Annotated in this window: 10 protein-coding genes; 2 read left to right on the forward strand and 8 right to left on the reverse strand. The window is 41.0% G+C overall.

Translation table 11 applies throughout. From position 1 onward, the window contains the following. Positions 1 to 18: 18 nt before the first annotated feature. The 8 genes from F3059_RS07035 to F3059_RS07070 form a co-directional block, all read right to left on the reverse strand. A complete protein-coding gene (locus F3059_RS07035) occupies positions 19 to 315 on the reverse strand; it encodes an ATP-dependent Clp protease adaptor ClpS (protein WP_151167847.1) in 297 nt (98 codons plus the stop codon). 13 nt (positions 316 to 328) lie between these two features. Continuing rightward, on the reverse strand, positions 329 to 6625 hold the full coding sequence (locus F3059_RS07040) for an SPOR domain-containing protein (RefSeq protein WP_151167623.1): 6297 nt from the start codon (positions 6623 to 6625) through the stop codon (positions 329 to 331). 7 nt (positions 6626 to 6632) lie between these two features. Next, complete coding sequence (plsY, locus tag F3059_RS07045; RefSeq protein WP_223274563.1) at positions 6633 to 7265, reverse strand: glycerol-3-phosphate 1-O-acyltransferase PlsY; 633 nt, start codon at positions 7263 to 7265, stop codon at positions 6633 to 6635. A gap of 32 nt (positions 7266 to 7297) precedes the next feature. Continuing rightward, positions 7298 to 11806, reverse strand: coding sequence for a hypothetical protein (locus F3059_RS07050; RefSeq protein ID WP_151167628.1), 4509 nt, complete (start codon positions 11804 to 11806; stop codon positions 7298 to 7300). A gap of 6 nt (positions 11807 to 11812) precedes the next feature. Beyond that, the gene (gene prmA / locus F3059_RS07055; RefSeq protein ID WP_151167630.1) at positions 11813 to 12649 is read right to left on the reverse strand and encodes a 50S ribosomal protein L11 methyltransferase; all 837 of its coding nucleotides are present in this window, start codon (positions 12647 to 12649) and stop codon (positions 11813 to 11815) included. Next, the gene (gene tpiA / locus F3059_RS07060; RefSeq protein ID WP_151167632.1) at positions 12646 to 13401 is read right to left on the reverse strand and encodes a triose-phosphate isomerase; all 756 of its coding nucleotides are present in this window, start codon (positions 13399 to 13401) and stop codon (positions 12646 to 12648) included. Before tpiA ends, prmA begins: the two co-directional genes overlap by 4 nt. Continuing rightward, positions 13398 to 14771, reverse strand: coding sequence for a MauE/DoxX family redox-associated membrane protein (locus F3059_RS07065; RefSeq protein ID WP_151167634.1), 1374 nt, complete (start codon positions 14769 to 14771; stop codon positions 13398 to 13400). The genes tpiA and F3059_RS07065 overlap by 4 nt, the downstream gene beginning before the upstream one ends. Before the next feature lie 66 nt (positions 14772 to 14837). Beyond that, entirely contained in the window at positions 14838 to 15383 is a 546-nt protein-coding gene (locus F3059_RS07070) for a DUF1599 domain-containing protein (RefSeq protein WP_151167636.1), read from the reverse strand. On the opposite strand from F3059_RS07070, the gene folP reads away from it, so the two are divergent. Both folP and cdaA read left to right on the forward strand, forming a co-directional pair. After that, complete coding sequence (gene folP / locus F3059_RS07075) at positions 15382 to 16263, forward strand: dihydropteroate synthase (protein ID WP_151167638.1); 882 nt, start codon at positions 15382 to 15384, stop codon at positions 16261 to 16263. The two genes, F3059_RS07070 and folP, sit on opposite strands and share 2 nt — an antisense overlap. A 14-nt stretch (positions 16264 to 16277) precedes the next feature. Next, positions 16278 to 17057, forward strand: a complete 780-nt coding sequence (gene cdaA / locus F3059_RS07080; RefSeq protein WP_151167641.1) for a diadenylate cyclase CdaA — start codon at positions 16278 to 16280, stop codon at positions 17055 to 17057. Positions 17058 to 17060: the final 3 nt, after the last annotated feature.

The following is a 17060-nucleotide window of genomic DNA, read 5'->3' on the forward strand; positions in this document are numbered from 1 at the left end:
CATCAAAAAATCTAACGATTAGTGGATTTCAGCAGAAAGCCCTCTCCTCAACAGCTCTTCACATTTTGGCTTTAAGTCTTCAATTGAGCCGCGTTTTACATCGCATTTTCCTTTGTAGTGAACCAGCATAGTACACTGCTCAGCCTGATTCATATCGTGCTCACACACTTCAATAAGGCACTGAATCACATAATCAAAGGTATTTACTTCATCGTTGAAAAGAATTATTTTATTCTCATCATTCTCTTCAACCAATACATCCGTTTCTTCTTGTTCTTCTACTCCCGGTATTCCATTCAAAATGGGTAACTCCATAGTTCTGTCCATTTTATTCACTTCCTACAAATTTAACCACATTTGGTTGTTTCATTCCTTTTTCACTCAATTCGCGGGCCAAATTTTCTGCTTCGGCTTCACTGTCAAATTTACCGATTTGATAGCGAGTTTCATTACCATTTTTCTCAATATTGATTCCGCGAGATGTCATATTTAGGATTTCTCTCGCCTGCTCAATCGGTACCTGGCCTACATACGGACCAACCTGCACGGTAAACTGCCCTTCTTCAATTCCATCTGGCGCTTCGGTTACGGTAGTCGGTTGCTCTTCCGTTTGGTTCTGATCATTAGTTGTTTCCTGAGGAGTTTCCTCAGTTGTGGTTTCTTCACGGTCAGAGCCCAGCTCGAGAGCACGCTTGATCGTAATCCGCTCGCCCTGGTAGTAAGCTGTGACGAAGGCATCAGGAATGGTTTGTCGAACCTGATTTTTGGCTTCAACGGCATTTTCCAGATCAGCGTAAATTCCGGTGGAGTAACGTACTGTTCCATTACCGATGTTATCGCGATTGAGCGGATTGAAGTTAAAATTATCTCGCGGCTCCACATTGTCGCGGAAGACGCCAATTTGAATCGTAAAGAACAATTCTCCACGATTTTCAACCGAAGCGATTTCGATGTTTGAAGGATTTTCTTCTATCGCGAAATCGATTGGTGAAACCGGCAGGATTACCTCTTTGGCGAGGTTACGTTGCTGTGCTGCACGAGCTTCTTCAGTGATTTGTGCAGGCTGAGTAGTTTCTTGCTGAGCAACCTGATCAGTTCCTTCAGCATTTCTTGCCTGAGTTACTGAAATACGATCTCCGCTATTATAGGCTACCACAAACGCGTCACTGTAACCAAATGAACGGATGACATCTTTTGCCTCATCAGCACTGTTATAATCAGAGAAAAGCCCTGCAAAGTAGCGGGTAATTCCATTTCCTGCCGTTTCACCCATGATAGGTTGAATTCCTGCAAAGGTGTTTTGTGGAATCGGGTTTCTGAATGCACCTATTTGTACTCGATAGGCAATTCCCTGCGGCATTTCGGCATTGATCGGAATTGGGTTGTTTTCGCTGTATGCCGATCCGTCAACTTCACTCGAGAACAAAGAGCCATTGAGGTTGCGCGGGAATTGTGTCAATCCGCTAGCCGAACCGCTCAACTCAACTCTATCGGGTTGTGATTCAGTTGCTGTTTCCTGAGGTGTATCCTCAACAGTTTCTGGAAGTTCTGTTTCCTCAGCCTGTGCGATTTGTTGTTCCTGTTCTTCGCTCGGTTCTGACTGTGGTTCATCTGTTTCTTCAGCCTGAGTTCCCAGCGTTTTGAAGTTTTGACCTACATAAGCGAGTGTGTTTTCGCGCATGCGTTCATCTTCTATTTCGTTGAGCTCTTTTCTCGCCATGTTGAGATCGTAATAAGCTTCTCCCTCTTTTTGGCGGCCTTCAACAAAAAGTTCTTCAGATTCACGCATCAAATCTTCGCTCTGGTCACGCAGTTGTTCAATCTCTTGTTCATCTCCGTTTTGAGCTTCCAATTCGTTAGCGCGTTTTGCTTTTTGCTCAGCTTCAGACTGTTTTTGTTGCGCTTTTTCGTAGATGACAGTCGCTTCCTGAATTTTTGTGTCGTAATCTTCTTTGGCCTGCTGGTAATTCTGATAAGGCTCTGACTGTTGAATTTCCTGCTGTTCGTTTTCGGTCAGAACCTTTTCAGATGACGACATATCAACAACGAGCTTCTTAGACATCGGGCTTGAAAGTGTGAGCACTTTTTCTTCCAGTGGCTTCACCCCATCAGCCATGTCACGCATTTTTTGCGCTTCTTCTTTTTTGTCATCAGCTCTTACATCGAGCACCTCAGCCTGTCGAATTAGTTGATCGCGATCTTTTCTTTTAGCATTTCCTGCCTGATCTCGTAAGTCATTGGCTTCTTGTTCCAGGAGTTGCGCTTCGCGGTCGAGAGCTTGAGCACTATCCTGATAGGTTTCGCTCATCAAATCGCTTTCAGGATACTTCATCGCCAGTTTCTTCGCTTTCTTAGACTGATCGAGTTTGTTCTTTTTGCGCTCAATTACATCACTGTAATCGTTGATTTGCTGCTGAACATTTTCTCTCGTTTCTTCAATCTCTTTACGCTCTCTGCGCTTTGCGTCACGAGCAGCATCACTTAAACTATCACGAGCCGAAAGCAATGAATCATAACGAACCTCAGCTTGTTTGTACTCGCGTTCAAACTTGTTCACTTCATTGGTCAGAGCCTTATCGACAGCAGCGTTCTTTTGAATTTCAAAATCTGATCGATCTTTTTCACCTGATGAAGAACCTCCCTGAGAGTAATTAGTAGAAACAACTGTTTGCATTGGCTCGTCCTCATCATCAAACGAGGTTTCTTCGCTCGCCAGGTCCTCTTCTGGTTGTTCTTGCGGTTCTGATTGTTGTTCTTCCTGTATTGGAGCTTCTTCTGTTTCTGGCTGGCTTTCAGTTTCAACATCAGTTTGCTCTTCCTGAGTATCAGTTTCCGGAGATTCAGCATCGGCAATTTCACCGCCTCCTTCAGAATCATCGAGTTGAGCGATCACTCGATCATTGAGATCGATTTGTCTTTCCTTTGAGCGTTTTTGTGATTGAAGCTCTTCGAGTTTACCATTCAGTGCTTCGCGTGTTTCATCACTTCCTGATTGATCGATGTTGTACTGGATTACCGCTATTTCCTTTTCAATATCAGCGAGCCATTCTTCATTGATTGATTTTACTTTTTGGGCTCTTTCCAACTGTGAATCGTACTCGATGTTGTTGATTTCATCGCTGTATTGTTTGCGGTATTTTGACTCGCCCAGCGTAAAGTTTTCGTTGCGGAGTTCTTCTTCTGTGTAGTTTCCATAATCTCCGCTTTCCTCAACTTGAGCTTGTTCTTCAGTTTTTTCTGGTTGGGTTTCTTCCGCTAGAGTTTCTTCTTCAGCGGGATCCTCCACAGCTTCATTTGTCTGAGCTTGTTCTTCAGTTTCTGCCGGCTCAGTTTCTTGAGCTAATGTTTCTTCATCAGCAGGTTGATCTTCTGCTTCCTCGGCTGCAACAGCAGTTTCTTCTTCAAGCTCCTCAAATTCCTCAGAATCTGGAGTTTGTTCCTGAGCTGTTGCTTCTTCTGGCTGTTCTTCGGTAACAGGTGTTTCTTCTTGCTCTTCCGGCTCAGATTGTGAGGTTTGCTGCTCAATTGGATCTGTCTGTGCTATTTGTTCGCCTTCATCACCAGATGGCTGTTCAGATTCAAACTCTGATGCTGTGGCTAACAATTCTTCATTGTAATCTGAAAATTCCTTTTTGATTTTTTCGGTTTTTTCGAGCGCTTCGAGTTCGTTTTGTAGTTTTTGGTATTCTGCTGAACCCTCGTCTACTTCGCTCATGCTCTGCTCAATCTCCTTTTTGTAATTGACAACATCCTGAACATAGCGCTCATTGACATCGTTGAGATCGCGGAGTTTGCCCGTTACGGTAGAATCAGAAACACTTCCGTAATCAAAGAAATACTTGTCCTCGAGATCCTGGACTGATGTGTATTCCATCATGTCGTTATCTGGAAGGTAATCCTGAAGTGTCTTTCGGTTCTGATCAAATTCCTCTTTGGTTTGCTTCAATTGGTTATTAACCTCAGCTCGCTCACTCTTCAATCTTGAAAGTTTGCGCTCTTGATCGCCAGAAAGGTTTTCCTGATTTTCAAGCTCGTCAATTTCATTTTCAATCGTTTTCAGCTTATCTTCCTGAACCTGAGCTTTGGCTAACAGACTTTTATCTTTTTGTGGAATAGAAGCAGCCTGTTCCTCTTTCTCAGCAAAATATGGTTCGTAATTTTCTGGAACCTGGTTTTTTGGTTTAGTCTGTTCACTTTTAGATCCGGCCGAATCCTGTGTTTCCTCTTGCTGGGCAGACTCCTGAACTTCATCCTGTTCAGTTTGCTCAACAGATTCACTTTCCGCTGGCTCTTCTGTTTCTTGAGTCTGCTCAGTTTCACCAGGACTCTGTTGTGCGAGTTGCAATGAATCATCTTCCAGCTCAACATCTTTGATTTCTACCGCTTCTTTTGTTTCTAGTAAAGCGATAGATTCTTCATCAGTTCGTTTTTCGAGATCGCGTTTCTGTTGATCTGGAATATCGTGAACTTCAACGTCTTTTAAATTTTCAGAAACTTCATCCATGTAAGCCAGGTGTTTTTGACTTTGATTAGCCTGAGTAGTTTCTTTTTTCAGTTTTGGTTCAACTCTCTCAAGTTCAGATCTTACATCCTCGAGTTCAGCTTTGGCGTTTTGTGCCTGCAATTCATACTGTTCGCGATCGCGTTTTTTCCGAGCTCTTTCTGCCTGCCCTTCGTAAAAGTCAATGTTTTTTTGAGTTTCTTTCTCTGCAGCCTGTAAATCGGCATAGCGGTTTCTCAACTCGCGAGCATTGGTTTCATTGCGCTCTGACTGATCTCTGAAATTTCTCTTTGCAACACCTAAAGGTTCTTTCTTTGGAATCAGTTTTTGAGAGTTGAGCTCCTCGTAGTTTTTGATGATTTCTTCACGATTATTGTTGCTCTTGAAGTCTTTTAACTGAGTAGATGTATTGCGATAGCGTTCTTCGTCTTTTTCTGTTTTTATGCGCTCTCGCTCAAGTTGCTGAGCCAAAGCTGTAGAAGTATTAGCTTCGAAAATCAGTTGTTCGTACTGTTCCTTTTTATCACCTGATAGTTCTCCTTCATTTTTGAGTTGTTTAGCTTCATCGAGCTTATCAGATGCCAGTTGATAGGCCTTATCGCGCAAGTCGGCAAATTTATTTTTGCGTTTCTCGAGTTTGTTCGCACCTTCTTCAACCTCAGCAATGATTTCATCATTCGTTTTGTTGATGTTTTTGGAAACTTTTGTTGGCGACAACGAAGCTGAGTTGCTGAGGAAATTAGCGATTAGTTCTTCGTCTTCTTCAGTCGCTTTTTCATCGAAGAGATTTTTGATGATTAAACGGTCAGAGCCATCTTCATCAACGATTTTCATTTCTTGCTTGAGTGGTCTCAACTCGGTTAGTTCAGGAACCTCAACCATTCCGGCATGAGTGACATCAGAGTTATCCGGTTTCACGAGGAATCGGTATTTTTCACCGCCTTTCAACTGAAATACGTAACTGCCTTCTTTCAAGTCTGATTTGTACGTGCCCACTTCTTCCTCTGAAGGCATTCGTTGAACAGTGATATTGGCAAGATCGTATTTTTCGCTTTCAAATTTACCGGAGATTATAACCTGCTGTAATGGACGTTTTACCGGATCGATCGTGTAAACATTTACTTTTCCAAAGTCATTATTCCGCGAACTGGTGAAAATCGCTTCTTTCTCATCTGGAGAAACTGCATAGAGGAAATCATCATCAGGCGTGTTGATGGCGTAGTCCATATTTTCCGGATCTGACCATGAATTTGTAGCCGGGTCGTATTCGGATCTGAAAATATCATACCCACCCATGCTGGTGTGACCTTTTGAAGCGAAATACAGCGTGTTTGTACTGTAGTTGAAAAAAGGAAATTCTTCATCGTAAGGTGTGTTGATCGAGCGCGGAAGTTTTGTTTGGTCTTTCAACTCTCCGTTTTCATTGACACGGGCAAAGTAGATGTCCAGTCCGCTCCCTCCATCTTCTCCGTAAGACGCGTACCAAACCGTATCGCGATCATTGTGTTTGTACATGATTCCCTTGTACTCGCGATCCTCGTCCTCATCAGTCAGAATAGAATTTAGAGTTTTAAGAAATTTATAGGGAGCGTTTTCAAACTTGTAGCTCAGGTAGAAATCTGAACTTGAGATCGATTTGACATTTTTGACAATGGGCTGAGTAACATTTTGAAATAGCTGTTGCCCGTTTTGGCACATTTGAATTTTCCTGGATGTGTTGAGATCTTCAACTGTGCGGTTACTCCCTTTATCGCTAAATTGTTCGTAGTAGTTGATCGCTTTCTCAAACCTGTAATTGTAGTGATAACCCTGAGCAGCGTAGTAAAAGCCCAGCGGCTCAACATCAGGCCTACTCACAGCATAATCGAGGTATTTGAGTGCTTTTGTTTTGTCAGGACTCGTGTAAAGGATACACGCTCCATATTTGAAGTTGTAATTTGGTTCTTTTGGATAGAGCGAGACCAAATTACTGTAGAGCTTTTTCGCTTCGCTGTATTGCCCCTTTTCAAACAGCTCTTGTGCTCTTTTTTCTGTTTGTTTGGTATCACGATCCTGCGCTACTGCCGTTATTGTGAATAACAGAGTAGCAAACAGCAATACCAATTTGCCCCCATTTCTAAACATTTGTAACCTATTGTTCTTTCTTTCTAAAATTCACTTTCGACTCTTCATTTTTTAATAATCTTCGAATGTTCTTTCTGTGTGTTACTATTACCGCTATTGCTACCAGTATTGAAAAGACAGTCAAAGCCGGGGTTGAATTTTCTAATGCAAAGATGATGATAAATGGGAAACTTACAGCTGCGGTCATAGAGGAAACCGAAACTATTTTTGATATGAAAATCACCAATATAAAGATTCCGAGGCAAACCAAAGAAGCCTGTGGCTGAACTGCGAGCATAAATCCGAGCAGAGTCGCAACTCCTTTTCCGCCTTTGAATTGGGCAAAAACCGGGAATACATGTCCTATCAATGCGACTGTCCCTAAAGCCAATTCAAAAGCTACAAATGAGGAACCAGCCATTTCGTAAGGAGCCAAATATGCCAGGCGAACTGCAAAAAATCCTTTTAAAACATCAACGATCAGAACCGGGACCCCAACTTTTGCACCCAGTACGCGAATGGTATTTGTTGCTCCGGCATTTCCACTTCCATACTGGCGCACATCAATTGAATAGAATAATTTACCGAGCCAAACTGAAGTTGGTATAGAGCCTATCAAATAAGCCAAAAGAATAAATGTAGCTATTGTGTAAAGCGGCATAATTCGTCTTTGATTGCTTGCAAATTAAGAATTTATTCAATCTTTTCGAATTTTCGCATCGCTTCACTTTTCAATCTGCGACTACCAATCTGATATACAAACTGTTTGCGCATTTCCTTATCTGCTTTAATCCTTCGATCATCCATCTTGAGATCGTTGAGCGTTGTTTTGAACTCTTCGTTATCAGTATGAATTTGCATTATTCCGGTTGAAGCTCTGTAATCGAGAATGTAAAAATGCTGAGGTAAGTCGAGATATATCATGAAATCAGTACCTCTGCGCTTATTTTCAAATGAGATTCCGCCTTTTACATATTTATTGAGCATTTCATCACCTAATGACCCCAAACCGATGTTGCCATCAGTAACGTAGTAATCATTTTCAGCATCATATTTCATTTCGATATCGCTGAAGAAGAAACTCGATTCAATTTCCTCAGGTAGTTTAACTCTTTTCCCGAGGCTCATTCTACCTAACAACTCATCGGCTTCTTCTTTCCCCACATAATTACGCAAGGCAGTTGTGTAAAGCTGATTATCGATATTAACCGGCTTCAGGTCTTTTGCTTCCTGAATTTCTTTTACAAGAATATCGAGTAATTTATCATCGAAGAGAAAGTCCATTTTCAACAGGTAATGCATGTTGAGATTTTTGTTCACAGTGTTGAAGGTGTAGGTTCCGACCGGTTCAACTCCTACTCTTCCTGTTTCAAATGTGATGTCCATTTTACCTTCTCCTTCAAGTAGACAAGACTCTGTATTCAAAGCAACGTAATTCCCGGGCAAAGAGCGCTCATTGAGTTTTTGGAAACTCGAAATGCGGTATTCTTTTGTGGGTTCGTTGTAAACGAGATAGCCTCTTGCCTTAACAACTTCAATATCCTTTTCAGAATAGGGTGAAGAAAGGTATGTTCCGTAAACACTTCCTGAGTCTGTAGGTAAGATTAAACCATTCGTGATTAAATTACCATTTTCGTTTTTGGCTTCATCCTCAATCTCAATATTGATATCTATTGGATCAATTCTACTCTCAAACGCAAACCATTGGGTTGGTAAATTTGAACAACCGTGTTTGATGATAGCACTCCCTTTGAATAAGAGATTTTTCTCTGCCGCTTCGAGTTCAACATCTCCTTTATAACCAAATTGCGGACTCAGCGTAAACTCATCCTTTGGCAGTATTTTACCATAAGCAACGGTTTGGCGTTCGTCATTCGCTTTTATTGTATTGAAGTGTATTTGTTGAGTTGTCCCATTCTTATCCTTGTAATTGTAATCTCCATTTCCGGCATAATTCCATCTGCTAGTTATGTCAACAGTGGCATTAAAAACAGTGTGAAATTTCGTTTTAGTGTTTGCTATTACGCGAGCAGAATCGAGCGTTTCCATCTTCGCGTTTTTATTCACAATCACTTTACCGTCTCCTGGAATTATGGATGCATCAGCAACATTGATATTTTCCACTTTTTTGGCTCTAATTTGAACATCAGATGCATTGTAGATTGCTGCTTTTGCAAAAAACCTGAGGGAATCCTGTTTTGGATGTGTACTCACAAACTCGGCACCTTCAACCTGAACGGCATCTGCCCCCTGAGCAACTGTTTGCCCCTCAGCTGAGTATTCGAATTCATCCCGATCCATGTACCACGTAAATCGGTCGAGATAGGCCTGATAAAGTGTTGCTCCAAACTTTGTTAAACTACGGCCGGTGTTTGAAATAAACTCTCCTTTTCGATCCTGAAAATTAACTTTAGCCTGAAGATTCTCAGAACTAAAGTTGACATCTCCGAACATATCTTTTTGAAGCTCAAAATCTGAAGTATCGGCTGTGAGTTCCAGTAACTTGAATTTCATGTTTTCAGAATAGAGGTTAGCTCCGCTAAAGCTGTTTTTCCCACTCCCGCTCATTCCTGTTGGCGTGTACTTGATTGTACCGGTGTGTTCTGCTGTACCGGCATACATACTAATGGGATCGCGCCCTTTAATGGAAGATACTTCCATTTTATCCTTGTAAGGCATCCAGTGGAGGTACGTACTATCGGCACTTACATTTGGGTATTCTACGGGTGCTTTTTGTTCTTCTACATTGAATGATTCTGTTACACCATTTACAGAATCTGGATAGAAGATGAATCCTTTTGATTTAGCACTTGATGTGAGATACTTGATTGTTCCATCACCTTTGAGTCCTTTGTTGCTCAACTGTAGTTCATCTCTAAAGACACCTTTTCCACCGTAAGCCTGCAATCCTTCAGGCCCTGTTTCGCGCTTGAAACCGAGTGAATAATCTTCCTGCAAACGGAGTGTTTCCTCGAGATCAGGAAAAATATCTCCGGAGCTGAAGGTTCCGTCAAATCGAATTTGTTCGTTTTTAAATTTATCGAGACTATCCAGCTCAAACGGCTCTAGCTGGAAGTTAAACTTATCGCGATCGTATGCGCCACCCAACACTGCGTTCTGATCGTAATAAGCATAAGATTCCTGCTCACTGGTAAATACCGGATATCGCGGATTACTTTCAAGCCCTGATTTATTCCCCGGCTTGTCGATTTCTAGTCCGCCCCGCAAATCCTGAATCAGGGTTCTAACTCTGGCTTCTAACAATTTACCCCGGTTATCTCTTTTGTTACTGGTTGCCCACAATTGAAGGGAATCAACGATTGGCATTTTAACTTCGAAACCATCGTAGCTGAATTCGAATTCTTTACCAAAAAACTCCGCTTTTCCTGCACTCACCATACCGCTAAAGTTAAAGTCACGGTTCTTTTTCATTACGATTCTGCCTTCATCAGGAAAAATTTGAACACGGTGAGAATCACTGAGCAATATTCGGTTAACTCCATTTATCGTAAGATCATAATTCAAAAGACTCAAGCTCGCATTCGGTTTTGAATCTTCTTTTGGCAACTTTGAAATGATCCTGAGTACATCGTAATCTTTCAGTTTTGACTTGTTGAGTACGTGATTGTGGACTTTGTCAAAAATCTTTATGGTTTTATTATCGCTATTATAATCCACATACCTCCTAATCGTGTAGCGCAACATCATTGGCTCAACTTGCGTGGGTGGTAGTTTCATACACTCACACATTTGCATGAGTGTAACGGTATTTGTATCGAATTTTTTTGAGCAACTCCTGATCTCTACTAGTGGCAAACGTGTTCCGGCTCCACTAAGCATATCGAAGTTCCGTTCTCTAAAATAAGAGTTAGATGTAAAAGAAGCCTGCTTATCAGACATTTGAGCGGTAAACTTGATCAACGGATCATCAATATTCCAAACCATGAGAGGAAACTCCATTTCAACTTCATGAAATGAATTGTAATAAGGAGTTGATGACATTCCTTTTGATTCTCGAACTAGACGAGCTTGTCTTTCATCAGTAAGTAATGTAAACTTTAACCCGGGATGTGTGATGGAATCTTTATCCAAAATCATTGTAATCCTGGCATCTCCGGCTACAATTCTGCTTTTTTGTCTGTTTCCCTGTCTTTCTTCATCTTCTTCACCTGGCTGATCATTTGTTTTATTGAGAGCGATGAGGAAGTTATTGCTGCTTACAACCATGAGCGGATTGGCTTCGTAATTCAGGATCAATCTAGCCGGTGTATTTCCCGTTCCGGTTCCAAGGAATTTTGCTCCTTGTTGAGAAAACCCGCCATCGTAATCTACATTCTTTATGATTCCTTTAATCGGTAAACGCCTCGAATAGCTGCTAAACCGCGGGTACGACAACATAGATCTCTTAGGCTGTGGAAAAACCTTATCTTCAAATTTACCCTGAAGTGGATTATCAAAGTAGTACGAGTTGTGAAAAACAACCGAATCAGCCTCATACTCAGGGTGACGCATGTCTATTTTATAGTCTGATAACTCTGCATAAACCTCATTTGGAGCAAAACCTATACGCGCCCAGGTAACCTTTCCATCTTTACCTGTCCACTCTTCTTCCTCAACATCATAAACGCCACTGGTTGAAAGTATCTTGATACTATCTCCCTTGGAGTGACAGATAAGGTCAATTTCATTGGTTTCGATGATTGGTTTGCCATCGTATTTGAGCGTCCACGAACCACTGCGAGTAAACCACTTGACAGATCCGGTTCGGGTCTGATAGAAAGAATTATCTTTAAACAAATAACGGCTGAACTCAATAAAACTGGTCAGATCCCTTTTATTACGCCTGTCATCATCCATTTCATCAATGACCGAGTTCCAGGCTTTAAATCTTTTACTAAACTGACCCTGATTGTGCATATTGATGATCGCCCAAAAGTAGTCGTGTAGATCTGGGAAAGAGCGAAATCGAAGTTCTTTGGTGAAATTCTTTGTGTTATCAATGATGATTTTTTGGTCATCAGCTGAGAGTTGCTCTAAGAATATGGGCTCCAAATTATCTATCAATTCTTTTGTTTCGCGGTTATTGGATCTCCCCATCATTTTATCGAGATCTTTGATGAAATCCTCAGGTTCGTTCGAAAATTCCTGTGCTGATCCAGCCAGCGATAACAAAACAAAAATGGCAGATAATAAAATTCGCATATGTACTTATTCTTTTTTGTAGAGCACGTGTGCCCATTTATCTTTTGAAGTCATATCAACATGAATCAGGCCAAGCTTTTTAGCTGTTTCATCAACAACAGGCACATCGCTTTTGTAAAATCCGCTTGTAAGTAAAACTCCACCTTTTGGGAGAAGCTTAGCGTAGTGATCAAGATGTCTTAAAATGATGTTTCGGTTGATATTCGCTATGATTATATCAAACTTTTCATCAGCAGGAACCACATCAATATCACCTAATCTAACTTCAATACCGGGCGTATTATTGATCGCGATATTTTCTTCAGAACTCCTCACCGACCATTCATCAATGTCGACTGCAAGAATATCTCCTGCTCCGCGCTTTTTGGCTATGATCGCGAGGATTGAGGTTCCGCACCCCATATCGAGAACGCGTTTATCGGTCAGATCCATATCTAACAACCGTTCAGCTATAAGTGCCGTAGTGGCGTGATGCCCTGTACCAAAAGCCATTTTGGGTTCTATGACCAATTCCATATCTACGGAGTTATCAGCTTGGTGAAATGGAGCTCTGACCAGTAATTTCTTCCCGATTCTAATGGGGTCAAAGTTTTTCTCCCACTCAGCATTCCAGTTTTGATCGGCAATGGTTTTGGTGGTGTAATTGACCTGAACGTGATTGGGTAACTGACTAATTAAAGCATCGAGATCTGTTTCGCTGTACTTGTCTTCAGTGACGTAAGCGAGGAGCTTGTCATTTTCTTCAGAGAAACTCTCGTAACCCAAATCGGCCAGATCTTGTGGTAGTAAATCCGACCACGGTTCTGACGGTTGTATCGTAAATGCAACTTCTATCCAATTCATGAGCGCATTTCAATCAGTTTCACGAAATCTTCAGCTACTAGTGATGCACCGCCAATGAGGCCGCCATCGATATCCGGTTGAGCGAACAAACCTTCAGCATTTGCCGGCTTGCAGCTACCTCCGTATAAGATAGAGATGGACTTAGCTATTTCTTCACCGTACTGATCAGTTAAAAGTTTTCTGATGAATGCGTGAATTTCCTGAGCCTGCTCAGGAGTTGCTGTTTCGCCTGTCCCTATTGCCCAAACTGGTTCATAAGCAATGACCACTTTTTTCATGCTTTCTTCATCGAGGTGAAAAAGTGCTTTTGCTATTTGATTTTCAATAATATCAAAGTGCTCCTCAGCCTTTCGCTGATCGAGTGACTCGCCCACGCAGTAAATTGGTTGAAGATTATACTTGAGTGCTTTGTTGACTTTTTCACTCAGGATAAGTTCCTCTTCTCCAAAATACTCTCTGCGTTCTGAATGACCTATGATAACCATATCAGCATTCACTGAAGCGATCATTTGAGCCGATATTTCGCCAGTATAAGCGCCTTTATCGTAGTGAGAGCAGTTTTGCGCAGCCACTTTTACGTTTGAGAAATCTGCGCACATACGCGCCACCTCTTCAAGGTAGAGATATGGTGGGGCAAATACTACTTTAGTTGATGTATCGGGTAAATCTTGTAAAACAGAAGAAACGAGATCAAGTGCCTCGTTTCTATTTTTATTCATTTTCCAGTTTCCTGCAATTATTTTTTCACTCATGATGAAGCTTGAACTTGGTTTTTAAGCTCCTCAAAAGTAGGAATATCATTGTGATGCCACTTCCCTTTTACTGTTCCGTTTTTCAACAATACAAGTCCGGGATTACTCCTAATAATTGTTTTGAGTGTTGTAGCATCACATGTTAAGTAAGGAAACATGAGTTGATATTTGTGTCTAAACTCATCGATTTCCCCTGGTAATGCAGCAGTTAGACCGTAAACATTGAAGTTGCTTTGCATAGCAATTTCACTGAGTTTTTTCACATCAGTCATTGCCCCAGTCTCAGTTTTACTCATATCGTACTGAACCCAAAACAGAACGTAATCCTGGTTTAATATCATGGATGTATAATCTTCTCCAGACTCAGGATCTTCAAGAACGAAATCGTGAATTGGTGGAATGTATCCTTCCTCTACTAAAAATTGATCGCTTGTTTCTACAATCTTGAGCTGTTTGTTTTTCCAAACTTCATCTTCGAGATATTTATCAGAACTTACAACTTTTGTTTCGCCCGTAATGGTATCTTTCATCGTATAGTTCACAGCATACTTGGGCGGGTTTCTACCTTCAGGAATTGTCATTCCTTTTTCAATATTCTTACCAATGGCGTAAGGTCTAAAGTCTTCAACCGGCAAATGCGCGTAAGCGAAATATGTAAATCCGCCAGATACGAGCAACACAGCGATCGCCATTACCCAACCTCTGCTCTCATCACTAGTTGACAAGCGTTTAATTGTCAGCATAATGATAAATGTAATGAGCGTGAATACAACTGGGAAAAACCATTCTAAAACAAAAATTGAGAAGCTTCCAAGTATAACGATGCTTATTGCGTAAATGAATAGGTCTCTCGAATGAGAATTTGGCACTACCCGGTTACGACCAATAAACATGATGACTGTGAAAATCAAAAGCACTAAGTCTTTCAAGAAACTTTGAAAGGGCGTTAGCATGAGTGCATCACCAAAACATCCACAGTCTTTGAAATAGTGAATGTTTTCTGCTTTAAATCCGAGCATTCCTTCAAATGTAGCCGTTATAGATGCTTCAGGATTTTCAAAAAACCAGTTCCCTATAGCTGTGTAACCAGTTAGAAATGTAAAAAAGATCATTAATAAAAGAAGTGCCCAGCTGTTGAGCTTGAATTTTTCACCTGCGAGCGTAGCAAAGCCAAGTAAAATTTCAGCTACAGCTACGATCATAGCGAGGCCTACCTCCCAGCCCTGAAAAATCACCCAGTTCAGCACATCCTCAGCAAAATACTCTTCGAGTTTATAGGAAAAACCAGTTGTATCATTGGCTTTTATGAGTCCGGATACGATAAATAACGAACCCACTAAAATTCTTGAGATAAACAGTAACCATTTCATATTTCGCAAAATTTACGTTCGAATTTACAACCTTTTCACAGCTCTACCATGCGGCTTAACACCATTTTAACGCTGCTCTTCTTCCAGTTGTATAAGAGCAAAAACCGAATAGTTGATGATGTCCATATAATTTGCATCAATCCCTTCACTAACAAGTGTTTTTCCCTTGTTGTGCTCAATTTGTTTGATACGAAGCAATTTCATCAAGATTAAATCTGTAAAGGAACTCACGCGCATATCACGCCATGCCTCACCATAATCATGATTTTTGGCGAGCATTAATTCCTTTGTTTTCTCGAAATAATTGAGATAAGCTTTTTTGACCTTTTCGTTATCGGTATGTGGTTCTTCAGCCGTACCCCATTCGAGCTGAATGAGCCCCATCAGGCAGTAGTTGATAATCCCGATGTATTCTGGCTCAACTCCTTCGTCAACTTTTGACTCTTCAACTTCTTCAATTGTTTTGATGCGTTTAGCTTTGATATAGATTTGGTCAGTAATGCTGGTAGTGCGCAAAATGCGCCACGCTGTACCGTAATCGTGCATTTTTCTGGTAAAAATATCAGTACATTTGGCGATGATATCATCGTATTGTTGAACAGTTGAATTCATGCTTAAAACCGAGTTTTTAGAAGTGTCGCAAGATAATTTTTTTCACAAAAAGAATTCCCTCAATATTGACGGAAAACTCCACTCACTTTCAGAACCAAAAGTAATGGGGATTTTGAATATCACACCAAATTCGTTTTACGATGGTGGTAAGTTGAGATCTGATCATGATATTCTCAAACTGGCAGAGAAACACTTGAAAGAGGGAGCCTATTTTTTAGATGTTGGCGGATACTCGACTAAACCCGGAGCTGATGAAGTGACAATTGAAGAAGAAACCAACAGAGTTTGTGGTGCCGGTGAAGTCATTTTAAAAGAGTTCCCAAATGCTATTTTATCGGTTGACACTTTCAGATCCGATGTCGCTGAAAAAGCAGTCAGTTCAGGGTTCAAACTCGTTAATGATGTGTCTGGCGGTAGTTTAGACGAATCTATGTTTAATGTTTTGAGTAAACTAAAAGTGCCTTATATACTGATGCACATGAGGGGAACTCCTAAAAACATGCAATCGCTAACTGATTATGATAATCTAGCCCGTGATATCATTTCAGACTTATCGATAAAAGTGAAAAAGCTCACAGAACTCGGTGTTCATGATGTGATCATTGACCCTGGATTTGGATTCAGTAAAACGATCGATCAAAATTTTGAACTACTCCAATCACTCGATTTATTTCATCTTTTGGAGTTGCCGCTTTTGGTAGGTTTATCAAGAAAATCCTCTATCTACAAAACACTGGAAACTGATGCAGAAAATGCGCTCAATGGAACAACGGTTCTGAACACGATTGCACTACAAAAAGGAGCTTCAATTTTAAGAGTCCATGATGTAAAAGAAGCTGTGGAAGCGATTAAACTTACCCAAAAAATCAAAAAGGCTTAATACCTTTGACGGGAATGATCAATCCATTATTCATATCGCTCAGGTTACTCGATGTTATCGACATCTTGCTCGTTGCTGTTTTGCTATATCAGCTTTACAACCTCGTTAAAGGGACTATCACAATAAGGATTTTGGCCGGAATAGTCGTGGTTCTCGTTATTTGGAAAACGGTTGAAGTTCTCCAAATGGAACTCGTTGCCAATATTTTAGGTCAGTTCATTGGTATGGGAGCAATTGCCGTCATTATTATCTTCCAGCCTGAGTTGCGAAAGTTTCTCGTTAGGCTCGGAAATCATCAATTTTTGAGGAAAGCCACAAGAGGTAGTTTCTTCAACTTTTCTCCAATGGAATCGAATGATGAACTCGATCACGCTGAAATGAGCCGGGCTATTTGGAACCTATCAGCCCGCAAAACCGGGGCTCTGATCGTTTTCACACAACGAAATGATTTGAGTAATTACGAATCAACCGGAATCAGATTAAATTCAGAGTTTTCAGTTGAGCTCATCGAAAGTATTTTTTACAAGAACAACCCATTGCATGATGGAGCTGTGATTATTAAAGACAATACGATTAAAGCTGCTAGTTGTGTTTTACCGGTGAGTGACCGACAGGATATTCCTTCAAAATTTGGATTGCGCCATCGTGCTGCAATTGGAATATCAGAGCACAGTGATGTAAAAGTGGTGACCATTTCTGAGGAAACGGGGCAGGTACATTTCATAGAAAAAGGGAATATCAATCTGATAGATCGAAATTCCCTTGAAAGCGAATTAGATGATTTTCTGTCTTAGTTG

Source organism: Salibacter halophilus, assembly GCF_008806325.1.
Taxonomy (GTDB): Bacteria; Bacteroidota; Bacteroidia; order Flavobacteriales_G; family Salibacteraceae; genus Salibacter; species Salibacter halophilus.